The 21,919-nt window shown below is 42.1% G+C and carries 26 protein-coding genes; 4 read left to right on the forward strand and 22 right to left on the reverse strand.

Going from position 1 to position 21,919, the window contains the following annotated elements:
• Positions 1 to 41 precede the first annotated feature (41 nt).
• Positions 42 to 1,037 (reverse strand): LTA glycolipid anchor biosynthesis glycosyltransferase, IagA/BgsA family, encoded by a 996-nt coding sequence (locus tag FRX57_RS03225; protein ID WP_146566572.1) that lies wholly within the window; start codon positions 1,035 to 1,037, stop codon positions 42 to 44.
• Positions 1,038 to 1,101: 64 nt separating this feature from the next.
• Positions 1,102 to 2,106 (reverse strand): catabolite control protein A, encoded by a 1,005-nt coding sequence (gene ccpA / locus FRX57_RS03230; protein WP_146566574.1) that lies wholly within the window; start codon positions 2,104 to 2,106, stop codon positions 1,102 to 1,104.
• A 164-nt stretch (positions 2,107 to 2,270) separates the two neighbouring features.
• On the opposite strand from ccpA, the gene FRX57_RS03235 reads away from it, so the two are divergent.
• On the forward strand, positions 2,271 to 3,350 hold the full coding sequence (locus FRX57_RS03235) for an aminopeptidase P family protein (protein ID WP_146566576.1): 1,080 nt from the start codon (positions 2,271 to 2,273) through the stop codon (positions 3,348 to 3,350).
• 59 nt (positions 3,351 to 3,409) lie between these two features.
• Here FRX57_RS03235 and FRX57_RS03240 read toward each other — a convergent pair whose 3' ends face one another.
• From FRX57_RS03240 to FRX57_RS03285, 10 genes are all read right to left on the reverse strand, one after another.
• Entirely contained in the window at positions 3,410 to 4,945 is a 1,536-nt protein-coding gene (locus tag FRX57_RS03240) for an ATP-binding cassette domain-containing protein (RefSeq protein WP_146566578.1), read from the reverse strand.
• Between the two features lie 252 nt (positions 4,946 to 5,197).
• A complete protein-coding gene (gene smpB / locus FRX57_RS03245) occupies positions 5,198 to 5,665 on the reverse strand; it encodes an SsrA-binding protein SmpB (protein ID WP_146566580.1) in 468 nt (155 codons plus the stop codon).
• The gene (rnr, locus tag FRX57_RS03250; RefSeq protein ID WP_146566582.1) at positions 5,628 to 7,952 is read right to left on the reverse strand and encodes a ribonuclease R; all 2,325 of its coding nucleotides are present in this window, start codon (positions 7,950 to 7,952) and stop codon (positions 5,628 to 5,630) included. Before rnr ends, smpB begins: the two co-directional genes overlap by 38 nt.
• A gap of 73 nt (positions 7,953 to 8,025) precedes the next feature.
• Positions 8,026 to 8,262, reverse strand: a complete 237-nt coding sequence (gene secG / locus FRX57_RS03255) for a preprotein translocase subunit SecG (RefSeq protein WP_146566584.1) — start codon at positions 8,260 to 8,262, stop codon at positions 8,026 to 8,028.
• A 46-nt stretch (positions 8,263 to 8,308) separates the two neighbouring features.
• Positions 8,309 to 8,455, reverse strand: a complete 147-nt coding sequence (gene rpmG, locus FRX57_RS03260; RefSeq protein WP_146566586.1) for a 50S ribosomal protein L33 — start codon at positions 8,453 to 8,455, stop codon at positions 8,309 to 8,311.
• Between the two features lie 14 nt (positions 8,456 to 8,469).
• Positions 8,470 to 9,933 (reverse strand): helicase HerA-like domain-containing protein, encoded by a 1,464-nt coding sequence (locus tag FRX57_RS03265; protein WP_146566588.1) that lies wholly within the window; start codon positions 9,931 to 9,933, stop codon positions 8,470 to 8,472.
• 6 nt (positions 9,934 to 9,939) lie between these two features.
• Entirely contained in the window at positions 9,940 to 10,533 is a 594-nt protein-coding gene (coaE, locus tag FRX57_RS03270) for a dephospho-CoA kinase (protein WP_146566591.1), read from the reverse strand.
• 2 nt (positions 10,534 to 10,535) lie between these two features.
• Complete coding sequence (mutM, locus tag FRX57_RS03275) at positions 10,536 to 11,357, reverse strand: DNA-formamidopyrimidine glycosylase (protein WP_146566593.1); 822 nt, start codon at positions 11,355 to 11,357, stop codon at positions 10,536 to 10,538.
• A gap of 15 nt (positions 11,358 to 11,372) precedes the next feature.
• Positions 11,373 to 12,149: a class I SAM-dependent methyltransferase gene (locus FRX57_RS03280; RefSeq protein WP_146566595.1), complete on the reverse strand. Its 777-nt coding sequence runs from the start codon at positions 12,147 to 12,149 to the stop codon at positions 11,373 to 11,375.
• Between the two features lie 9 nt (positions 12,150 to 12,158).
• On the reverse strand, positions 12,159 to 12,632 hold the full coding sequence (locus FRX57_RS03285) for an 8-oxo-dGTP diphosphatase (RefSeq protein ID WP_146566597.1): 474 nt from the start codon (positions 12,630 to 12,632) through the stop codon (positions 12,159 to 12,161).
• On the opposite strand from FRX57_RS03285, the gene FRX57_RS03290 reads away from it, so the two are divergent.
• From FRX57_RS03290 to FRX57_RS03300, 3 genes are all read left to right on the forward strand, one after another.
• Positions 12,626 to 12,835, forward strand: coding sequence for a hypothetical protein (locus tag FRX57_RS03290; RefSeq protein WP_146566599.1), 210 nt, complete (start codon positions 12,626 to 12,628; stop codon positions 12,833 to 12,835). The two genes, FRX57_RS03285 and FRX57_RS03290, sit on opposite strands and share 7 nt — an antisense overlap.
• Before the next feature lie 91 nt (positions 12,836 to 12,926).
• Entirely contained in the window at positions 12,927 to 13,142 is a 216-nt protein-coding gene (locus FRX57_RS03295; RefSeq protein WP_146566601.1) for a DUF389 domain-containing protein, read from the forward strand.
• A 7-nt stretch (positions 13,143 to 13,149) separates the two neighbouring features.
• A complete protein-coding gene (locus tag FRX57_RS03300; protein ID WP_281287355.1) occupies positions 13,150 to 13,863 on the forward strand; it encodes a DUF389 domain-containing protein in 714 nt (237 codons plus the stop codon).
• Positions 13,864 to 13,971: 108 nt separating this feature from the next.
• Here FRX57_RS03300 and FRX57_RS03305 read toward each other — a convergent pair whose 3' ends face one another.
• The 10 genes from FRX57_RS03305 to FRX57_RS03345 all read right to left on the reverse strand — a co-directional run bounded on the left by FRX57_RS03305 (position 13,972) and on the right by FRX57_RS03345 (position 21,908).
• Positions 13,972 to 15,207 (reverse strand): MFS transporter, encoded by a 1,236-nt coding sequence (locus FRX57_RS03305; protein WP_146566605.1) that lies wholly within the window; start codon positions 15,205 to 15,207, stop codon positions 13,972 to 13,974.
• 20 nt (positions 15,208 to 15,227) lie between these two features.
• A complete protein-coding gene (locus FRX57_RS07745) occupies positions 15,228 to 15,887 on the reverse strand; it encodes a glycoside hydrolase family protein (RefSeq protein ID WP_246100920.1) in 660 nt (219 codons plus the stop codon).
• Between the two features lie 68 nt (positions 15,888 to 15,955).
• Positions 15,956 to 17,167 (reverse strand): class III lanthionine synthetase LanKC N-terminal domain-containing protein, encoded by a 1,212-nt coding sequence (locus tag FRX57_RS07750; RefSeq protein ID WP_246100922.1) that lies wholly within the window; start codon positions 17,165 to 17,167, stop codon positions 15,956 to 15,958.
• Positions 17,151 to 17,339 carry a hypothetical protein gene (locus FRX57_RS03315; RefSeq protein ID WP_146566607.1) on the reverse strand — a complete coding sequence of 63 codons (189 nt, stop codon included), beginning with the start codon at positions 17,337 to 17,339 and terminating at the stop codon, positions 17,151 to 17,153. Before FRX57_RS03315 ends, FRX57_RS07750 begins: the two co-directional genes overlap by 17 nt.
• Positions 17,340 to 17,662: 323 nt before the next feature.
• Positions 17,663 to 18,529 carry an Rgg/GadR/MutR family transcriptional regulator gene (locus FRX57_RS03320; RefSeq protein ID WP_146566609.1) on the reverse strand — a complete coding sequence of 289 codons (867 nt, stop codon included), beginning with the start codon at positions 18,527 to 18,529 and terminating at the stop codon, positions 17,663 to 17,665.
• Between the two features lie 52 nt (positions 18,530 to 18,581).
• Positions 18,582 to 19,481, reverse strand: coding sequence for a GTPase Era (era, locus tag FRX57_RS03325; protein WP_146566611.1), 900 nt, complete (start codon positions 19,479 to 19,481; stop codon positions 18,582 to 18,584).
• Positions 19,482 to 19,490: 9 nt separating this feature from the next.
• Positions 19,491 to 19,898, reverse strand: a complete 408-nt coding sequence (locus FRX57_RS03330) for a diacylglycerol kinase family protein (protein WP_146566613.1) — start codon at positions 19,896 to 19,898, stop codon at positions 19,491 to 19,493.
• Positions 19,879 to 20,376, reverse strand: a complete 498-nt coding sequence (gene ybeY / locus FRX57_RS03335) for an rRNA maturation RNase YbeY (protein ID WP_146566616.1) — start codon at positions 20,374 to 20,376, stop codon at positions 19,879 to 19,881. The genes FRX57_RS03330 and ybeY overlap by 20 nt, the downstream gene beginning before the upstream one ends.
• A gap of 108 nt (positions 20,377 to 20,484) precedes the next feature.
• Complete coding sequence (locus tag FRX57_RS03340) at positions 20,485 to 20,958, reverse strand: NUDIX domain-containing protein (protein WP_146566618.1); 474 nt, start codon at positions 20,956 to 20,958, stop codon at positions 20,485 to 20,487.
• A 2-nt stretch (positions 20,959 to 20,960) separates the two neighbouring features.
• On the reverse strand, positions 20,961 to 21,908 hold the full coding sequence (locus tag FRX57_RS03345; protein WP_146566620.1) for a PhoH family protein: 948 nt from the start codon (positions 21,906 to 21,908) through the stop codon (positions 20,961 to 20,963).
• Between the last annotated feature and the right edge of the window lie 11 nt (positions 21,909 to 21,919).

Below are 21,919 nucleotides of genomic sequence, written 5' to 3' on the forward strand. Positions count from 1 at the left end.
AACTGAAATCAGTTGATGTTTTTTATGATGACTAGACTTAACTAATCTAAAACCTCTTGATAGACAGCTACCAATTCCTGGCCAATTTTTTCAATGCTACGTGATTGAGCAACAGCGTAACCTGCTTCTGTCTTATTGCTCTTGCCTGCCAAAACCTTGTTCAAGGCTTGGACAAAGCCTGCTACATCACTAGCCAATTCTGCACTCTGCGCATCAAGCCAGCCTTGATACACAGGAATATCTCTTAAAACCAAGTGTTGATGGCTAGCCAGAGCCTCCAGGACCACAATCCCTTCTGTCTCTTCCTTGCTAGGAAAGAAAAAGGCATCGGCCCCACTCATGGCTCCTTCAAAGACATCGCCCTTGATATAGCCCGCAAAGGTCACATTTGTTGGATGATTTTTGGTCACCACTTGTCTGATTTTAGCGGGGATAACCCACTTGTTGGTCTCACCAAACCAAATAAAGCGCACATGTGGTAACTGTTCAGCCACCTTGATAAAATCCTCAATTCCCTTACGCTTAAAATATAAGCCCGCACAAATCACCACCGGCTGATCTTCACTCAAGTCAAAATACTCACGAAAAACCTGCTCCTTGACTTGACTCTCCTGATAACGGCTTAAATCAATCCCATTGGATACGGCAAAAATCGGCTTGTCAATACCATAACCAGTAATCAAAGATTTTGAATAAGCAGTCGGCGTAATAATAGCATCAGCCTTGGTATAAAAACGACAAAGATACCATTTAAATAAAGGGCTGATGAGATTCGAACCAATGAAAGAATCACGAAAATCTTCCTCAGTCGAGTGACCGTGCATAATCACTTTTTTACCTGCCTTTTTGGCCTTTTTCATCAGCCGCCAAGATTTCCAGCCGTAGGTATTGACATGAACCAAATCATAATCGTCACTTGGATCTGTGGTGTAGGCCTGACCAACCGCTTCTAAAGCTCGCTCTTGGTGCTTGATGGCACGTCCGATACCTGATTTCCTTAAATAATGCTCTGCTTCTAAATAAAGTAATACTTTCATAGCACTTTCTATTATAACGCTTTTTGACTTGATAGCAAGTAAAAAACAGCCGAGTCGGCTGTTTTTATCCCCTGGTTGTTCCCCGCTGCTTGATGCTATGATTCAAGATAATCTCGCGCTCTTCCAGCTCTTCCTTGTTCATAATCTTGGTCAACATCCGCATGGCAATGGCCCCCAAGTCATAAATTGGTTGGCTAATTGATGTCAAATTTGGCCGAGTATAGTTAACCACATAAGAATCATTGCTGGTAATAATTTCAAAGTCTTCTGGAACAGTTTTGCCTGCCGCATAAAGACCATTAAGTAAACCTGCTGCCAAATCATCTTCCACAACATAGGCAGCAGTCGCCCCTGAATTAATCAGACGTTGAGCCAAATCATAACCATCTTTATAGGCATACTTGGCTTCAAATACTAAGCCTTCTGTAAAGTTTAACTTGTTATTGTTCAAACCATCTTTATAACCAGCTAAGCGTACCTTGCCATTGATATCATCGCGAAGAGGACCTGAAACAAAGGCAATTTTCTCATGGTTTTTGGCCAAGACCTCCACCACATCACTAGCTGCTTTTTTATAGTCAATATTGACACTAGGAATTTGATGCTCCAAATCAATTGTACCTGCTAAAACAACCGGAGTTCGAGACCGCGAAAACTCTGCACGAATCTTATCGGTCAAATGATGGCTCATATAAATCACACCATCAACCTGCTTTGAAAAGAGGGTGTTGACCACAGTCACTTCCTTCTCTTCATCTTCATCACTAGAGGCAATGATGATATCGTACTTATACATAGCAGCAATGTCATCAATCCCCTTAGCCAAAACAGAGAAATAAGAATTTGCAATATCCGGGATAACTACCCCGACCGTAGTCGTTTTTTTACTAGCCAATCCACGCGCAACCGCATTGGGACGATAATCTAGACGCTCAATAACCTCTAAGACTTTTTGTCGGGTATTTTCTTTAACATTTTTATTACCATTCACTACCCGACTCACCGTTGCCATCGAGACACCCGCTTCACGAGCAACATCATAAATTGTTACCGTATCATCAATATTCATCTCTTTATACCTGACCTTTCTAAAATGAAAATATCGCTTACATTACTTATTATAACACCATTGATTTGCTCTTTCAAATATTATGTTATAAATTTGCTTAAAATCGTTAAAAAACGCTTGCATTTTCATCAAATTTTTGAAAAAATGAAAGAAGGAGGTTCATCATGACAAAATTAGACACCATTGCCAAATTACTTCAGGAGCAAGAAGCCGACTTGGCCATCCTCTCCAACCCCATGACCATCAATTACCTGACCGGCTATTTCTGTGATCCCCATGAACGCCTGCTGTTTCTCTTTGTTTTTCCAAATAGAGAACCCCTCCTGTTCCTGCCCGAGCTGGATTTGTTAAGAGCAAAAACTCAGTTGAATGTTTCCCTAATCGCTTATGCTGACGATGAAAATCCTTGGCAGAAAATCAAATCCTCTCTACCAAAGCAAGCATTTGACCAATTACTGGTAGAATTTGACCATCTCAACTTAAGCAAGTATCAGGGGTTAACTGACATTTTCTCAGGTCATTTTGAAAATATCACCCCCACTATCAATCAAATGAAACTCATCAAAACTGCTGATGAAATTGATAAAATGTTGGTTGCCGGCCAATTTGCTGACCGAGCTATGCAGGTGGGCTTTGATCAGATTTCATTAACCACAACTGAGACCGACATCATCGCCCAGATTGAATTTGCCATGAAACGAGAAGGAATCCCTAAAATGAGCTTTGAGACCATGGTACTGACTGGAAAAAATGCTGCCAATCCTCATGGTATTCCTGGTAAAAATCAACTGGAAAATAATAGCTTATTGCTTTTTGACCTTGGTGTGGAAACCTTGGGTTATACCAGTGACATGACTAGAACAGTTGCTCTCGGTCAACCTGACCAGTTCAAAAAGGACATTTATCAGCTCTGCCTGGAAGCCCAGCTGACAGCCCTTGACATGATAAAACCTGGGGTGACTGCGGCTGAGATTGATCAAGCTGCCCGCTCTGTCATTGAAAAGGCTGGCTATGGTGACTTTTTCAACCACCGTCTAGGGCATGGTATCGGCATGGAAGTCCATGAATTTCCCTCTATCATGGCTGGCAATGACCTGGTTATCCAAGAAGGCATGTGTTTTTCCGTGGAGCCTGGTATCTATATCCCAGACAAGGTTGGTGTCCGCATTGAGGACTGCGGTTATGTGACTAAACACGGCTTTAAACTGTTCACGCAAACCAGCAAGGACTTACTATACTTTTAACAAATACCAAAAAAACGACTTGTTCAACTGAAACAGTCGTTTTTTATCGGTTAATCACCTCACGATAAGTTTTCCACCTCTTTTAGCCCAGTTGGACTCAGTTCATAAATCTTTTCACAAGTCTTTTCTAAAAAATAACGGTCATGGGAAACCACTAGAAATCCCCCGGTAAATTTAGCAAGTTCTTCCGTCAATCGAGCCGCTGAACTAGGGGATAAGTTACGCGTCGGTTCATCCAACAATAAAAAATTGGCCTGGCTATACATCAAGCCCATAAGCAAAAGTTTTGCCCGTTGTCCACCTGATAAATCACTCAAAGGGCGGGACATCTCTTCCGCCAAAAAACGCATACTTCCTAGAAAAGTCATCACCTTCCCTCGTTCCTGACTAGGAGTTAAAGACTGCACATAGTCTATAGGAGTTTGCCACCCATGCAACCCAAGCCAATAATCCTGGGGCATGTACTTAACCACTAAATCTCTGCGCTCTTTCAACTCTTGCCAAACCTGATTCAACAAAACAGACTTGCCCATACCATTTTGACCAACCAAACCAACTTTTTCATGTCCATACAGGCTTAAATCTAGGGCTGATACCAGTAACCTGTCCGCCACCATTAAATCACGACTTGTCCAAGTCAGAATTTTTTTGGTTGCAGGTAAGGGAACAATTTCCCCCCACCTCATATTAATCTTCTCTTCCTGGATTGGTTTTGCCACAAAAATCTGCCGTTCTCGCTCAAAACGTTTTTCTCGGGATTTGAGGTTTTTCATTTTCTTGGCCAAGAGACGACCAGTTGCTGAAGCCTTGGTTTGGGCGAGCTGATGGTGCACCTTTTGCTTGACCTGAGTCAGTTCCTGCATGCGTTTTTTATCATAGGCCTCCTGCTGACTAGCCAGCTGACTCTGTTTGGCTGTATCCTTACTACGTTTAGTTAGATAGGTTTGGTAATCCATGCGAGCAAAAGTTACCAGAGACTGAGATTTATGCTTCAGACGCTCTAAGTGAATAATAGCCGTAGCCGTTTCTTGCAAGAGCCGAAGATCATGAGAGATAAATATAATCGTCTTATCACTCGTTTTAATAAAAGTCTCCAACCAAATCAAGGTTTGCCAATCAAGATCATTGGACGGTTCATCTAAGAGTAAAAGGTCTGGGTCTTGTAATAACAATTTTAGCAGTTGCAACTTGATTTTTTGACCACCAGAGAGGGTTTCAAGCCGTTCTTGGGAATAGATTATTCCAGACGTCAAGGACAACTGACTTTCCAATTGAGCTAAGCGCTGATAATCAAGATGATTCATATCCAGATCGGCAAAAATAAACTCATAAATGTCCTTCTTCAAATCTGCCTCAGCTAAAAACTGAGGCAAGTAGCCAACAGATTCAAAACCATTAATCACCTGTCCGGATAGGTCTAGATAGCTGGTTAGTTCGTGATCGCCATAAATGTATTTCAAGAGAGCCGATTTACCACTTCCCTCCTCACCAATAATGGCCACTTTCTCACCTGCCTGAATCTGACAAGAAAAATGATCCACCAAAACAAATAAATCTTTCTTATGCGTCAAGACAATATTCTGTAATTGTAACATATAGCCTCCTTTAGGCCAGGCTGTTCTCCAAAACAAGATGACAAAAAGGCTGTGCGAACTCCTTCACACAGCCTTATTACTGGTCCTACACAAACAAATAGGGTAAGACAGCTAATCTTCTTGTTGACAAGAGCACACCTGACATCATATTCTTGATAAAACAACATGTTTTGCCAAGGTCATGTTCATTGCTCTGTCTCCTTTTCTTATTTTTCCCTATTATAGCATGGAAATTCTCAATTTTGCAAGTATTTACCGTCTATTAACTGATTTCATAACACGGGCAATTTCCCGATTTTGATCACGGCGTTTGATACTCTCACGCTTATCATAGTCATGCTTACCCTTTGCCAAGCCCAGTAAGACCTTGGCAAAACCGTCCTTGAGATAGACCTTTAGGGGCACAAGGGTCATTCCTGTCCCTTTTAGCTCATTGGCTAGCTTGGCAATCTCTCGCTTCTTCAAGAGCAATTTGCGAGTACGGTCTGGATCTTGGTTCCAGATATTGCCCTGCTCATAGGGCGTGATATGAACATTAACCAGCCAAGCCTCGCCATGTTTAATCTGGGCATAGCCATCTTTGAGGGTAAGGCGAGCAGCCCGCACACTCTTAATCTCTGTTCCAGTCAGGACAAGTCCTGCCTCAAGGGTCTCAACAATGGTATAATCATGCCGCGCCTTCTTATTTTGAGCGACGACCTTTCCCTCTCCTTTTGCCATCTGATCCTCCTTTTTTTGCAACTGCCTTATAAAACGGCTTTTTCTTGAATTTGGTCACGGACTGAGCAGCTTCTTTATGCTGTCTGCCCCGACTAGCTTTTCCACCTTTTCTCGTCTCCTTTTTCTGGCTGGAATGCTTCTTTTCAACCACATCATAATCACTTGGTAGGTAGTCAAAGTCAATGGCGCCTGCTTCTTTATCTGCCTTGATTAATTTAACCCGAATTTTTTGACCTGCTCGGAAAACCTTGCCAGACTTTTCTCCTTGTAAGGTCATGGTTCGCTCATTGTAATGATAATATTCTGGCAGGGTCGTGATATGAATCAAGCCCTCAATGGTATTGGGTAGGGCGACAAAGAGACCAAATTTGACAACAGTAGCCACCACAGCATCAAACTCCTGACCAACATAGTTTTCCATGTACTCTGCTTTTTTCATGGCCTCTACCAAACGTTCCGCATCAATCGCCCGACGTTCCAAACTAGATGTTTGACTGGCAATTTCTGGAATCACCTCTTTGAAATGGTCCAACTGCTGCGCACTAATCTGCTGGTAGTCACGAATCAAGCGATGAACCAAGAGGTCTGGATAACGACGAATGGGACTGGTAAAGTGGGTATAGTAGGTCGCCGCCAAGCCATAATGGCCATGATTATGTTCCGAATAGCGGGCCTGCTGCATGGAACGGAGCAACATCATGGACAAGACCTCACTACCTGGTAAATTCTTCACTTTTCTCATGAAGTCTTGCAGAGCTGCCTGACTGATTTTACTGGCTGTTCCCTGCACCTGAACGCCAAAAACGCTGGCATAATCAATAAAGGTTTGTAATTTTTCTGCCTTTGGCTCCTCATGGACTCGGTAGATAAAGGGGAGCTGACTTTTAGCAAAATGCTCCGCTACGCATTCATTGGCGGCTAGCATAAAGGATTCAATCATCCGCTCAGCCAAGCCCCGCTCACGCAAGACCACATCAACAGGCAACCCCTTATCATCCACGATAATTTTTGCTTCCGAGGTGTCAAAATTAAGGGCCCCACGCCGGTAACGCATCTCCTCCAAAATCTGATGAAGGCTAACCATGTAACGGACACTATCAACAATCGGCTGGTAGGTTTTAAGCAACTCTTCATCACCAGCAATCATGTGATTGACATCCGTATAGGTCATCCGAAAGGCAGTTTTAATCACAGTTTGCGCAATTTGATAATCAACCACCCGCCCCTGACGGTCAATTTCCATAATAGCCGACTGGGTTAAGCGGTCAACTTGTGGATTGAGCGAGCAAATCCCGTTAGAGAGACGTTCTGGTAGCATGGGAACAACGCGGTCAGTCACATAAACCGATGTTCCACGAGCCAAGGCCTCACGGTCCAGGGCGGACCCTTCCTTAACATAGTAAGACACATCGGCAATATGAACTCCCAACTCAAAATTGCCATTCTCCAAAAGCTTAATATGGACGGCATCATCTAAGTCCTTGGCATCAGCTCCATCAATGGTAAAGGTCAATTCTTGGCGTAAATCAATCCGCCCCACCAAATCTCGCTCAGTTGGGGCTTCCGGCACCGCTGCAGCCTCAGCCAAAACAGCCTCAGGAAAGGCAGAAACAATGTCCATGGATTCCAAAACCTCTAGGACATCAATCCCAACATCGTCTTGATGGCCAATAATATCAACCAAGGTCGCCACAAAATAATCATGATGACGGTTAGGATACTTGTCAATCTCCACCTTGACGACCTCAGTACCTTCTAGGACTAGGGGTGTTTTTTGGACGTAAATGTTTTGACTGATTTTCTGATTTTTGCTTTGAATATAGCCAATGTAGTTAGGTTTGTCTGTTGACAGGGTCAATTTACCCACCACAGTCGTCAGGCTACGCTTGACAATATTAACCACCCGTGCCTCAGCAGCTGTTCCTTTGAGACGGTTGGCTACTTTTTTTATCACAACCTCAACTGTATCTCCGTCAATCGCATGGCCCACATCACTACGACCGACAAAGAGGTCATCTTCGGCCTCATCTAGGCTAACAAAACCAAAACCTGCCTTATTGGCACGAAAAATCCCTGTTAGGCGAATGTCATCTTTTTTTTCTTTTGGTTTACGCAAGGACAGGCTCCCACTATCGTCAAAACGGAGCGAACCTTGACTCTCCATCTGGGAAATGGCCTTAATCAAGCTGGGAAATTTCTTGGCACCAGCCATGTTTAGATGAGCTGCCAAGTCATTAACACTTGATTTGCCATGTTCTTGTAAATAAGTAATAATCTGTTCTTTCATTTATTTTCTTTCGTTTTTTTAAAACTCTACTCTCCTTATAGAAAAATGGGTTAGACCAGAGTCCAAACCCATCTTAACGACTTGACAAAACAGCCAGTGCAAGAGCGATAGCCAACCAGAAAAAGATTAAAATACCAGTGAATCGTTGCATAAATGCTTCAAATCCACGCGCCTTGGTCCGCTCAAACAATGCTTCTGACCCACTACTATCAAAAACATTACTACTTGGATTTTTTTGGGGTTGCATGAAAATAGCAATCACCAAAAGTGCAGATAATACAAGTAGCAGGGTGAGTAATAAGTTATACATCTAGTTTTCCTCCACTATGGTCTTGACTATTTTACCATACTTTAGTTTAAGATTCAAGGTGGAGGGTTACTTTTCTCTCCTTGGGACAGTATTTCAACACCTGAATTTTTTCAGGATGGGTCTTTTTATTCTTACTAGTCAAGTAATTTTTGCTTTGACAAGAGCTACAGGTTAAATTAATTTTGACACGCACAACTAGTTCTTCTCCTATCGCTTCAAACCGCCAAAGAGCCCCCGTACCAATTCACGAGTCACTGTCCGTACGGCTGTGTTGATAAAGGAATCTGTCGCCTTATCCATGACTGATTTTGGCTGGCGACTTGGTCTGCTTTGTTTGCTACGGGCCTCTTTAGCTGCCGCCTTTTCAGCCTCAAGCCGCTCCTTGGCTAGCTGATCCTCCTCTAGTTTTTTCGTCAAGAGTTCATAGGCTGACTCACGATCAAGGACTTCTCGGTACTTATCTTCCACGGGTGACTGATTGATTAAGGCTGCTTGTTCCAGGGCAGATAGAGGCTCAAAACTCGATTTTGGGGGCAGGATATAGGCTCGTTCCACCACATTTGGCTGGGCTTCTTGATTCAAGAAGGAAACTAGGGCTTCACCCACCTGTAATTCCGTAATGGCTCTTGCTACATCTAGGTCAGGATTTTGACGGAAGGTTTCTGCTGCTGTCTTGACTGCTTTCAGTTCCTTAGGTGTATAGGCACGCAAGGCATGCTGCACCCGATTTCCCAACTGGGCCAAGACCGGCTCTGGTAGATCAAGAGGATTCTGCGTAATGAAGAAAATCCCTACCCCCTTAGAACGAATCAGACGAACAATCTGTTCAATCTTCTCAACAAAGGATTTAGGAGCATCCTTAAAGAGCAAGTGGGCCTCATCAAAGAAGAAGACCAACTTGGGTTTGTCCACATCTCCGACTTCTGGTAACGATTCATAAAGCTCAGCCAAAAGCCAGAACAAGAAAGTGGTATAAAGGGTCGGTGCGTTGAAGAGCTTGGTGGCATTAAGAATGTTAATCACCCCTTGACCTTGCTCATCTGTCTGTAAAAAATCAGCCAAATCAAGAGCCGGCTCACCAAAGAAGAGATTGCCGCCTTCTTGTTCCAAGGCCAAGAGGCTACGTTGAATGGCCCCAACTGACTGCTTGGCGATATTGCCGTACTGGCTAGAATAATGACTAGCATTATCCGCCACTTCTCGTAACAAAGCTTGTAAATCCTTCAAATCAATCAAGAGCCAGCCCTTGTCATCAGCAATCTTAAAGACAAGGGTCAAGACACCAGACTGGGTCTCGTTAAGATTGAGCAAACGTGCCAACATCAGAGGGCCCATCTCCGAAATAGTTGCCCGAACCGGGTGCCCATTTTGCCCAAAAACATCCCAGAGACGAACCGGAAAGGCTTGTGGCTCATAATCCTCAATCCCTAATTTTTCCAAGCGAGCGGCTAATTTTTCTGTGACACTGCCAGCCTTGGCTAGATTAGCCAAGTCTCCTTTAATGTCAGCCAAAAAGACTGGCACCCCGGCTAAGCTGAGCTGCTCCGCTATAACCTTCAAGGTAACCGTCTTACCTGTTCCTGTTGCACCGGCAATCAAACCATGACGGTTAAGCATGCCTACATTCAGCCAAAGAGGGGCCGCCCCCTTAGCAATCATCAGTTCTTTCATCAATTTCTACCTTTCTAATAGACGCAGGGCCTCTTCCACCTGCTGATAAGTCGCTTGTAAACTATTATTGTTATCAATAATGACCTGACTTTTCTTCATTTTATCCAGCAAAGGCCATTGGCTAGCTATACGCTCTTGTGCTTCTGCTTGACTATAACCATTTCTCGCCATCAACCGCTGCGCTTGAACAGCTTCACTAACGACCACCAGCCAAATCTCCTGACACCAAGTCTCGTATCCCTTTTCGAATAAGAGGGGGATATCCAAAAAAATCACAGAATGACTGACAGACAAGATTTCCAGCTGACGAGCTAATTCTTCCCGAATAATCTCATCTTGTAGGGCATTGGACACCGCCATCATCTCAGGATTAGAAAAAATCAACTGCCCTAGCTTAGTCCGATCCAGGGTCTGATCAGCCTGCAAAATGTCTGCACCAAAGTAATCCACCAAAGCTTGATAGAGCCTACCAGCCGGAGCTTGCAAATCATGGACCAGCTGATCGGCATCAAGCACTACCATGCCTTTGTCACGTAAATAAGAACTAACCGTGGACTTGCCTGAAGCAATTCCCCCTGTCAACCCAATAACCGTCACCATCATCACTCCTTTTGGCATTGAGGACAGAGATGCGTGCCCCGTCCTTGGACCTTGATTTTTGCAATAGGACTCATACATCGTGAACAGGGCTGCCCTTGCTTGCCATAAACCTGCAGGTAGTCCTGCATACTACCAGCCATACCAAGAGCATTTTTATAGGTGCGAATACTCGATCCTCCCTTTTCAATACCTAGCTGCAAGACACGGATAATTTCCCCATGTAAGCTTTCAATCTCTGCCAAACTTAAACTTTGACTCAACCGCTCTGGATGAAGCTGAGCTGCCCAAAGCACCTCGTCCACATAGATATTACCCAAACCGGCCACCAGGGTCTGATCCAGCAGATGAGGCTTAATCTTCTTTTTAGATTTTTCCAAACCATGGACAAAAGGAGGTAACTGAAAATCTTGCTCATTTGGTTCTGGCCCTAGTTTTTTACTGGCAAAGTAAGCCTCTTCTTCCCCCTTGGCTAAATATTCCATGGTTCCAAACTTACGGACATCATGATAAATCAAGACTTGCCCATCTGATAGATGGAAAAAAACGTGGCAATGTTTATCAAAAGTTCCATTTTTTGAAAACATTAGGTACTTCCCCTCCATACGTAGGTGGGAAATGAGCAGTCCATCTGTTAGTTCAAAAATCAGATATTTACCCCGCCGACCAAGCCCCATAACCGTCTGACCAGTTAATTTCTGACGTAAATGCTCAGCCCCTGTCACCACCAAGGGGGTATAGGAGATAACCACCCGCTCAATGGTCTTGCCGACCACCAAGGGTTCTAAACTCCGTCTAACACTTTCAACTTCTGGTAATTCTGGCATGACTGCCTCCTAGTTTTATAATTTAATGGATAGATTAGCTAAATAATCACTGGCATAGGTGGATAAACGGTGCCTGTTATCCTTAGATTCATAAAAATCAATCATGGCAAAACCCGCTCGTAACTGCCCGCCAATTTGTTCTTCCCAAGTATGACTGAACTCATAGCCATAGTCAGGGGAAATCGCTAATTTACCGGCTTTTTCTAACTCTCTGGCATTAAAGGGAAGCGGGTAAGTCAAAAAGAGGTCACTATCTGGCTGTTCCCATACCTGGTCACCATCATATAGATAAACCCATGGATTCATGTAGCCCACCATCAATAAACCGCCCTTTTTCAAGACACGATAAGATTCCTGCCACATATTGGTCAAATCTTCAATATAGACATTGGAAACAGGGCAAAAGACCAAATCAAAACTCTCATCAGCAAAAGGAAAGGGTTGGGTCATATCGCCCTGTATTGTCTTGATCGTCAACCCTTCACGCTCAGCCACCATATGGTCCGATGCTAATTGTTCCGCCGAATAATCCATAATCGTCACATCATAGCCTTTGAGAGCAAATAAGGGACCTTGTTGCCCTCCTCCACTGGCTAGACCCAGAATTTTCTTGCCCACTAACTTATCAAACCAATCCGTCGGTACAGGCTTACCAACTGTCAGAAAAACTTCTAAAGGCTTGTCCTTTGCTGCCATTAGCTGCTCATGACTAAGAGGTATGGTATAGGCATTCTTTCTATCTTTAGCAACCCTATTCCAACGGTCTTGATTAAAATTAAGGTAATCTGTCATCACTATCTCCTACCATATTATTTTTTGTAGGACATCTTGGTCATCACGCTCATAGTAGAGCTCAGACCCTGTCTCCTTCAAATAAAAAGCAACTAAGTCCTCCATTGATTCTGCCAAATCCAAGTTGCCATTGAGTAAATCAGCTTGATTTACCCAGAGGACTTCTCCCTCATCCGATGAGCGTAATTGACCCGAAAATGCCTTGGTCCGATAAAGAAAAACCAAATAACGGGTACCATCCACTCGAGTATGAAAATGTTTTAAGCCCACTAGTTTGGGATTGGCAATTGTCAGTCCTGTTTCCTCAAAAATCTCACGAACAACCGCCGCATGCATGCTCTCCCCAGGCTCAATGTGACCGCCAGGAAAGGCCAGACCTGACCAAGCATAACGCTTTGGATGTCGATACTGCATGACCACGCGGCCGGCCTCATCCTCAATCAGGCACATGTTGGTTAGGATAACTTCTTCTGCTCTTGACATTTTTTCTCCATAATCTGTCTCAACTGGTCAGCTTCTTTGATAGTTTGGAAAAATCGTCTGCCTTCATCAATCCAGACATTAACCAAATACCTATGACCGTCTTTCCGGTGGCAAAACATATCTCCATCATAGATATGGGGACTGCTGACCTCGTTCTCTCCTCTATCATGACTTCTCCAAAGTCTGGTTATCGTTCTGTATAACCATTTTACCACATTTGCCACAACTTAGCATCGGTCAAAAAATTTTGGCAAATATGGTATAATAGCTGGTATCATAAGAAAGGTAGTTTCTATGGACACAAAAAATTACACGCCCAGTGAATTTTACAAGAAAATCTTAGCTGATGTTTATTTTGACTACAAGGAGGCCCTGATTTTGCTCTATGCCATCCTAATCGCATCTATTGGACTCAATCTCAACTCTACTCTAACCATTATCGGTGCCATACTGATTTCTCCCTTGATGACCCCCGTCGTCGCCATCGGGGTCAGTATCGCTCTTTATTAGCGCCACCCTGCTCCGAAAAGCCCTGCGACTACTGATGATGGAAATTCTCGTTTCCCTGACCGTCTCCATTATCTATTTTTGGCTATCGCCCATTTCTTACGCCAGTGAGCAGATTATCGCTCGGATTACGCCAACCATCTGGGATATTTTAATCGCTCTGGTCGGTGGTTTGGCTGGCTTTATCGGCCTTCAACGCAGGCAGGCCAGCAATATTATCCCTGGTGTGGCTATCGCTACTGCCCTGATGCCACCCCTGTGTACCGTGGGCTATGCCATTGCCCATCAAAACTTGCGTTATTTTCTCGGAGCCAGCTACCTTTTTCTGATTAACTGTATCTTTATCATTCTCGCCACAGTGGCAGGCATGTACTTCACCAGTTTTTCTAAAAAAATGCGGGACTACCAACGTCCCGCTCGCACGTACCAGACCTTCTTTATCCTCGGTCTTATTGCCTTTTCCATTCCCAGCTTTTTCTCCGCAGGAAAACTGATTGAAAGCTCCTACCAACGCTTGGCCATCAATAACATGATTCAGCAGGAATTGTCCCAAGTCACCGTACTCAATCGCCAATACGATGACAGCAAGAAAACCCTGTCCCTGGTTGTTTATGGACAGGAACTAACTTCTGAAAAGCTTGAGGAAATCAAAGACAGACTCAAGGATTATGGCTTAGCCAATCTCCAGCTCACTATCAAGCAAATTGACACCAGTAACCAATAAGTGGAACAACTGCTCAAACTGCTTAATGAGAAAAGTGAGATTATGGTGGAAGCTCAAGTGGAAAAATCCGACTCAAAGACACCATAAAAAAGCCGTTAAAACGGCTTTTTATGTGCTAATTTTTCTATTTTTCCAAACCATGGCAAAAGCAACAGCAGATAGGCAGGCAAAGACTAACCAAGCCAACCACAGCTGATAGACTGCAAGGACTGAAAAGAGAAAAGTTCCCAAGGGCAAGGATAAGGTAAAAAGTAAGCTAAGAAAATTATTGCTTTGGGCCAGAACTTCTGTCGGTAGATTGGCCATGAGCAGGGCATCCAACTTAGGATTTGACTTGCCCAGTAGGTAGGCGACAAAAGCCAAGAGGAAAAGAGCAAGAACTGGCGGAAAGTCTAGCAAATTGAAGAGCCCTATCAAGGCAAACAAGCCACTATTGAGTACCAACAGAACAGAAAGCGACTGCTTAGCAAAATAATCATGGGGTGTGAGACTACCTAAAATAGCCCCCACAAGAAAGAGCAGTTGAACCAGAACCAGAGCCTGTCCGTAAGAAAGTCCAAAGAGCGATACCTTGAGCAGATAGAGATTATAGATACTACCAACAGCTCCGCCCAAGGCATTGAGAACCAGAACGGACAAGAGCAGGCTGGCAAAGGAGGTTTGTTCTGCCTGTTGAAAGATTTGTTCCATGGTCTGATAAAGTTCCTTGAAGCGTTGCAACAAGGGAACTTTCTTATCAACCACTGTTACTGGTTTATGGGTCAGGTCCTGTCGATACCAATAGAGAACTAAGGCTGACAGGAGGAAAAAACCAGCATTGACCCCAGCAACCAGAGCAAAAGACTGGTTAGAAATCGTCAAGAGCCAAATCCCTAGAAACTGCCCTGCGATTTGACAGATATAGCTGATAAACTGACTAAACGAGTAGGCCTCCATCAGGTCATTTTCAGCCACATGCTCCTGTAAAATCGGCATCCGCAAGCCAGCACCATAGTCACTTAAACAATCACTGACGACATTGAGCAAGCAGATAATGGAAAAGACGAGGTAGGTCTGCTGACTGATGATCAGAGCAACCATGGTAAAGAGCAGGGCTTGGACAAAAGCAATTATCATCATCTTCTGCCCCTTGTTCTGACTCTTATCTGCCTGCACACCTATCCAGAAGGTAAAGACAATCGGAATCATAGGCACCATATTGGCCAGAAAAATAGCTAAACTAGGCCGTGGCAGACTAGCCGCATAGATGACAAAGACCAGATTATAAATATAAGCTCCCAAAGCATTGAGCAAACGCGACAGGGTCAGGGTACGATAAATTTTGTGGGATAAAAATAATTTCATCTAAATCTCCTTTACTACCGTTAATTAAAACTTATGACTTTCTTATAATAAGAAAGTACATAAATAAATTCTTTTTCTAAAATTTTATTCTGTTCTGCCAAAATCCCACTACTAATAAGCAGTTCCTTAGCTTTAGTTAGATATATAACATCACGTGTCTTATCAAATAAATTCAATAGTGTATAAGAAATCCCCAACATACCATCCCATAAGTCAGCAAACTGTGCATATTCAATTAATAGTCCATCTGCTAATTGAATAATAATTTCTCTATATTTCTCAAAATTAACAAGCATTAGCATTTGAATTACCCCAGCTGTACCATTTGATAAATAAACAGATACACCAACATCACTAATCTTTATACCTTTTGTACCATCAACTTCAACTAGATTATCTAAAATATAGTTAATTCCTTCTTCTATTACTGCTTTGTCATAAGAAAGAGAATTTAAATAGAGAATAATTCCAGAAATACCATCTAGACCTAATTTCGGTTCTTTTTTTAAATGAGTAATAAGAGAAACTTTATCATCTAAATAAGATGTGTATTTTTCTATCAAATCTTTTTGCCAAGATATTATTTTAACAATATTTAAACACTCCACATCATTAGCAAAATCTACACTAAGATTATATTCTATAAATTCGCTAGTCTCTATATCTAAATTGTTCAACATTGCTAATGCTTCTGTTATCGTTGCTGAATCGCTTAATAGAAAAGTTATAACTTCTGCTAAGTTAGTTTTTATATTTTTTGTTGTAATAGGTTTCTTAAGATATTAGGTCTGAAAGTACTAGTATCATCAACATGTAGTCTACCCAATAAATATAATATTAAATTACCTACCTTATGGCAATCAGCTACCTTACCGTCTAAATTATTCCATGCTTTGGGAGAAATTTCAGAATAGATACCAACTAACGGTTTCTCATCATAAACATAAGAATTTTCCAAATCAATAAATGTTACTCTCAAATCTGCACCTACAATAAAATTATTTGGATGAACATCATTCAAAATAATATCTTGTTGATGAAAAAACGCTACACATTTCAATAAATTATGGAAACACTTGATTAACTGAGTGAATTGATAATAATTTTCAGTAGGTGTAGCTTTTGTATAAGCAAACAAAGAATATTTATTACTAAACTCTAATAAATCAATCCCTGGAATGTACTCATATATATAGTAATTATTAAGCCATTCTTTGATTTTTCTAACATCTTTAGGAATGAAGTTACTAACTTTTTGAGATAGCCTCCATTCCTCTTCTCTGAGAACCTGCTTAGTAATTTTACCACTAGATAAAATATATGGTCTACTCTCCTTGATAACAACTTGTTCTCTAGAAAATTTATTAGTTGCTAGATAAACATTCCCTCCGGCACTTTGTTTTAATAGTAAAAGCACCTGATAATTATCCCCTAGATAGGAGGATTGAAACTCTTGCTCACCTTGAATATCCTCAATCCATGCTGGTAAATCAAAATAAGCCTTTTGATAATCCTGCCATTTTTCATTATTTGGTCCAATCAATGTCGGTAAACCATCTTCTAAGTCGGCATTATCTAAAAGAATTAAACCAAATCTATAAAAAATCACTTGCGAATCTCTATAAGGACGGTCACTTAATATATATATTCCCTCCATCTCTCTAGGGATAAGATTATATAACTCTCCTATAATTTGTTGACAATGTTCTCTATTTTGAGGATATATTGTAATATATTTTCCTGATTCAGCTGGACTTTCTTTTTCAGAAAAATTTTCCTCAATAGCACAAAGAGAATTAAGATATTTAAAAGTAATACCTTCACTAATTAAATAAGGGTAAACTAAGGAAAATAAGGACTGGTAATTATTTATCGTTGCTGATAGGTGAATTTTAAAACCAAAAGTAGGTAGAGCATAAGAATTCTCATTACAATAATTAAAATCAGTCTGTTTTACCATATATCTTTCCTTCTCCATCTATTATCTTGATAAAAGGATAGTTTTGAGGTTTATTTATAATTTTTTTTACTTTTTTTTCAATATAGGCTTCAAATTTCTTCTCAAACAAATTAGTGGTACTTACATCATCTTTGTCATATGAACAATATTTAGTTAATATTGGTTTTTTCATCCTTCTTCTCCTAACAAATAAAATGTCTAGTCTAGCACTTAAGTACTAGACTAAACAAGAATACCTACCCTTTAGTAATAGAACATTTCCATGTCAATGTAAATTCTTGAGTAGGTGCCGGTAGTTTACTTGCTTCTAATGCAAACTGAGTCATCTTTTTGTTCTCCTTTCTTTTGATAGCTTTATTATAGGACAAAATGGCAGAGCAGAGACAAAGTTTTCCTATTTTCGAGCTGATTTTTTTTACAAAAAATCGCCTCTCCCTACTAGGAAAGGCAATGAGACAATGAAATTTTTTTACAAGATAGCAGGTCTATTTTCATTTATTCAAATGCTTTAAGCACATCAGCAAAATTTTCCTGATAATAGTCAGCACTACTTCGGCAACCCAAGAGTCTCAATATCTCAATGGACGAACGAATTTTTTCTCGTCCTGCTTCTTTTTCACCACGCAAATAAGTATGATGACCATCGGCAATACGATAAATTAAACGCAGATAGGCTTCATTTTCTTCAAAAAAACGAATCTTAATCTGCTTATCAAAATAAGCAGCCTTAATCAGGTCTTTTTGCTCAACCGCCTTAAATAGACCATTAAGCAAGATGGTATGAATGGCATTACGGTGAGAGTTTAGCCCTTCGAAAAAGTCAATCCGCTGCAACATCTCACGCGTATAACGAAAATAACTCTCAAGTGGCAAGAGTGGCGAAATATCCGTAAAAATCGCCAACTCATACTCGCCCCAAATGTCCACCCGAAAGAGATAGTCATACAAAAAAGCCTGCTCATCCTCGGTCAGCTCAACAGAGACAGAATTAGTCGCCAAATAGGTCTTGAAGGTCAAGGCATTAAGTAGATTGGCTTCCTGACCGGTTTCTTGGTAGGTCGCTTTTTCTCTCTCATAGCCTTTCTGCAAATAAGCGAAATCCTTTTTCTCTAAGGCCCGCCAAATCTCCTGCTTGAGCAGATGTCGTTGTGAAGGCTGAAAACCACGCACCAGATAGGCAAACTCCGCTAGGTCCGTGTGAATATTGTCTAGGGCTGGTAGGAGCTTGGAGATGGTAATATCTGAATCACCATTTTCAAACTTGCTCAGCATGGAATAGGACAGAGCCTGTCCTGCGGCTTCTTTGAGTGAAATTTTCCTAGCCGTTCGTAATTCCTTGAAAATCTGTCCCATTTCTACCATGTCATTTCCCCCTTATCTGATAAGAAAAGCCGCTCGTTAGCGACTTATTTACCTAATATTCCTTGGCATTGTAGCCAAAATCGGCCAAGTCTAGCTTCTTGTCTCGCCAATTTTTCTTGACCTTGACCCAAGTCTCCAAAAAGACCTTGTCACCCAACATGAGCTCAATATCACGGCGAGCTAGCGAGCCAATCTTTTTCAGCATGCTACCTCCCTTGCCAATGATAATCCCCTTTTGACTATCACGTTCCACCATAACTGTTGCACGAATATGAACCTTATCCGTCTCTTGGTCCCGTTTCATGCTATCGATAACCACTGCCACCGAGTGGGGCACCTCCTGCTGGGTCAAATGGAGCACCTTTTCTCGAATCATCTCTGAGACCAAGAAACGTTCTGGGTGATCTGTAATCTGATCATCTGGAAAATACTGGAAACCTTCTTCAAGATTGTCCACTAAGATGTCCATCAGACGGTTGACATTATTGCCTTGGGTGGCAGAAATCGGCACAATTTCTTTAAAGTCCATCTGACTACGGAAATCTTCAATCTGCTCCAGGAGTTGATCTGGATGTACCTTGTCAATCTTGTTAATGACTAAAATCACGGGCACCTTAGCGGCCTTGAGCCGCTCCATAATCATGTCATCTCCCTTACCTCGTGCTTCATCCGCTGGCACCATGAAAAGCACGGTCTCCACCTCACGCAGGGTACTATAAGCCGACTCCACCATAAAATCACCCAGAGCCGTTTTGGGCTTGTGAATTCCTGGGGTGTCAATAAAGACAATCTGCTCGTTAGGGGTCGTGTAAATCCCCATAATTTTGTTACGGGTTGTCTGAGCCTTGTCACTCATAATGGCAATCTTTTGCCCCATGACATAGTTCAAAAAGGTTGATTTCCCAACATTGGGACGCCCCAAAATCGCAACAAATCCTGACTTAAAACTCATGTATTCTCCTCAATTTCCAAAAAACAAGTGCCAAATTCTTGGCAAAAAAATCACACAACCTGTGATAAGCGCATAAATTGAAATCACCAAGACGGCACCGGCCGCCATATCTTTGGCATTCTTAGCCAACATAGAAAAATGATAATCACTGGCCAAATCAACGACATTTTCCAAGGCAGAATTGATAATTTCAAAGGCAATCACTAAAAAGATACTCAGGAGCAGAAAGAGCCATTCCACTGTTGAGATACGAAAGATAGCTCCTGCCACCACTGCTGTTACGGCAGAAAGGGCATGCTTTTTCATATTACGCTCTTCAACAAAAGCTGTCCCAATACCTGTCAGAGCAAACTCTAAACTAGCAATTAAATCGCGATTTTTCCATTTTTTGGGGGATTTATTCTCGTGTAAGACCATAGGCTGTCAATATTTCTTCCTGTAAACCAAACATCTCTGCTTCTTCTTCGGGCGTGTAGTGATCATAGCCATTGATATGTAAAAAACCATGCACTGCTAAAAAACCCATTTCGCGTTCAAACGAATGACCATAGTCACTGGCCTGTTCCTTAGCCTTGTCCACAGAGATAAACAACTCACCTAGATAGGCATCAAAATCCGCCATCATCTCAGCCAAATCAGGATTTTCTGCCAAATCCTCCTCAGCCACAATAATATCATGTTCAGGTTTATACTCCAGACTAATCACATCAGTCGGACGGTCGGTCTCACGGTAGAGCAAGTTGAGTTCATGGCTCCGCTCATTGGTCACAAAGGTAAGGGCCATCTCCTTGGCAGACTTGCCTAGCCTGTCTGCTGCAAAGCTTAAAATCTCCTGGGTCTGCTTTTTGATTTCTTCCGAAACCTGACCCGTTTCATCAATCATTTCAATATACATCTTTTCACTTCTTTCGTCCGTCTTTTCTTTATTATACCATATTTCAAGGCTTATTTTATGAAAAAGACCGTAGAAGCTAGGGTTAAGAGCTTGTCAGATCAGATGAAACTAGTGTCCCATCTCAAAACCTTGTGCGAAATACTCCTCAATCATCAATTTCTGTTGGGGACTAATAATCTCTAACTGCTCTAATTCTTCCTGACTAAAAAAGGCCAATTCCAATGTTTCATCATTGGAAAAATCCTCAATATCAAAGGCCTTAACCGCCCTAACTTGATAGAGAAAGCCTACCGTCTGAGCCACGTCACCATTGGGATAATGCTCTTCATAATTGGTATAGACATTAAGCAATTTAATCGGCTCAATCTCAATACCTGATTCTTCCATAAATTCTCGCTTGAGAGCGTCAACAGACGATTCCCCCAATTCCCAACAACCACCCAAGAGTGACCAAGTTCCAATAACATCGGACCGTTTTTGACATAAAATTCGACCTTCATCATCTGCTAAAATGCCAACTGAAAAATTGAGAAAAATCTTATCCTGCCCAACCTTGGAACGGATAAAACTAATATAATCCATGACTAATCCTCATAAGCCCGAATAATCTCAGCGACAACTGGGTGGCGAACCACATCCTTGGCTGAAAAATGAACAAAATCAACGGCCTTGACCTGCTTTAATTTTTCCATGGCATCCATTAGACCAGATTTGACATTTTTAGGAAGATCAATCTGGCTAATATCCCCATTAACAATCATCTTAGATTGAAAACCTAGGCGGGTCAAGAACATTTTCATCTGCATGATGGTCGTATTTTGAGCCTCGTCTAAGATAACAAAGGCATCATCCAAAGTTCGCCCCCGCATATAGGCTAAGGGGGCAATCTCAATAATCTCTCGATCCATGAGCCGTGTGGTCTGCTCCTTGCCCAAAATACGGTAGAGGGCATCATAGACTGGACGGAGATAAGGATCCACCTTTTCCTTCAAATCACCCGGCAAAAACCCTAGATTTTCACCCGCTTCAACCGCAGGACGCGTCAGAATAATCCGCTTGACTTGACCACGTTTGAGAGCTGTTACCGCCAAGGTCACCGCCAAAAAAGTCTTACCTGTTCCTGCTGGCCCGATACCAAATACAATATCATGTTTTTTGACACTATCTGCATAAATTTTTTGCCCCAAGGTCTTGACCCGAATAGGCTTGCCAGCAACATCCTTGATGATTTCTTCTTCATAAAGGGCAATAAATTTATCTATCTCGCCTGTCCTAACCATGGAAATGGCTGTCACCACATCAGAGCTATTGATAACCATGCCCCGACCTACCAGCACTAAAAGGGCCTGAATAACCAAGCGGGCCTGTTCCACACATTCCTCAGAACCTAAGACCTGCACCCATTCACTGCCAGCATGAATGGTCACCCCCAGTTCTTCTTCCAATAAACCTAAGTGGCGTTCATTGCTACCAAATAAGGCCAAGGCATCCTCGGGATGATTTAATTTAATATCAACTGTTTGTTCTTGCAACTAGATCTCCT

Origin of the sequence: Streptococcus cuniculipharyngis, assembly GCF_007859195.1 — a bacterium.
In the GTDB taxonomy this organism is placed as follows: Bacteria; Bacillota; Bacilli; order Lactobacillales; family Streptococcaceae; genus Streptococcus; species Streptococcus cuniculipharyngis.

Coding starts and splice junctions, on each gene's coding strand:
- FRX57_RS03315 (WP_146566607.1), bottom strand. CDS start 17,339: ATGAAAAAACCAATATTAACTAAATATTGTTCATATGACAAAGATGAT.
- FRX57_RS03340 (WP_146566618.1), bottom strand. CDS start 20,958: ATGGATTATATTAGTTTTATCCGTTCCAAGGTTGGGCAGGATAAGATT.
- FRX57_RS03280 (WP_146566595.1), bottom strand. CDS start 12,149: ATGACAGATTACCTTAATTTTAATCAAGACCGTTGGAATAGGGTTGCT.
- smpB (WP_146566580.1), bottom strand. CDS start 5,665: ATGGCAAAAGGAGAGGGAAAGGTCGTCGCTCAAAATAAGAAGGCGCGG.
- FRX57_RS03320 (WP_146566609.1), bottom strand. CDS start 18,529: ATGGTAGAAATGGGACAGATTTTCAAGGAATTACGAACGGCTAGGAAA.
- FRX57_RS07745 (WP_246100920.1), bottom strand. CDS start 15,887: ATGTTGAACAATTTAGATATAGAGACTAGCGAATTTATAGAATATAAT.
- FRX57_RS03330 (WP_146566613.1), bottom strand. CDS start 19,898: ATGGTCTTACACGAGAATAAATCCCCCAAAAAATGGAAAAATCGCGAT.
- ccpA (WP_146566574.1), bottom strand. CDS start 2,106: ATGAATATTGATGATACGGTAACAATTTATGATGTTGCTCGTGAAGCG.
- mutM (WP_146566593.1), bottom strand. CDS start 11,357: ATGCCAGAATTACCAGAAGTTGAAAGTGTTAGACGGAGTTTAGAACCC.
- coaE (WP_146566591.1), bottom strand. CDS start 10,533: ATGGTGACGGTTATTGGGTTGACAGGGGGAATTGCTTCAGGCAAGTCC.
- FRX57_RS03225 (WP_146566572.1), bottom strand. CDS start 1,037: ATGAAAGTATTACTTTATTTAGAAGCAGAGCATTATTTAAGGAAATCA.
- FRX57_RS07750 (WP_246100922.1), bottom strand. CDS start 17,167: ATGGTAAAACAGACTGATTTTAATTATTGTAATGAGAATTCTTATGCT.
- FRX57_RS03295 (WP_146566601.1), top strand. CDS start 12,927: ATGGACACAAAAAATTACACGCCCAGTGAATTTTACAAGAAAATCTTA.
- secG (WP_146566584.1), bottom strand. CDS start 8,262: ATGTATAACTTATTACTCACCCTGCTACTTGTATTATCTGCACTTTTG.
- FRX57_RS03240 (WP_146566578.1), bottom strand. CDS start 4,945: ATGTTACAATTACAGAATATTGTCTTGACGCATAAGAAAGATTTATTT.
- rnr (WP_146566582.1), bottom strand. CDS start 7,952: ATGAAAGAACAGATTATTACTTATTTACAAGAACATGGCAAATCAAGT.
- FRX57_RS03235 (WP_146566576.1), top strand. CDS start 2,271: ATGACAAAATTAGACACCATTGCCAAATTACTTCAGGAGCAAGAAGCC.
- FRX57_RS03305 (WP_146566605.1), bottom strand. CDS start 15,207: ATGAAATTATTTTTATCCCACAAAATTTATCGTACCCTGACCCTGTCG.
- FRX57_RS03285 (WP_146566597.1), bottom strand. CDS start 12,632: ATGTCAAGAGCAGAAGAAGTTATCCTAACCAACATGTGCCTGATTGAG.
- era (WP_146566611.1), bottom strand. CDS start 19,481: ATGAGTTTTAAGTCAGGATTTGTTGCGATTTTGGGGCGTCCCAATGTT.
- FRX57_RS03265 (WP_146566588.1), bottom strand. CDS start 9,933: ATGAAAGAACTGATGATTGCTAAGGGGGCGGCCCCTCTTTGGCTGAAT.
- ybeY (WP_146566616.1), bottom strand. CDS start 20,376: ATGTATATTGAAATGATTGATGAAACGGGTCAGGTTTCGGAAGAAATC.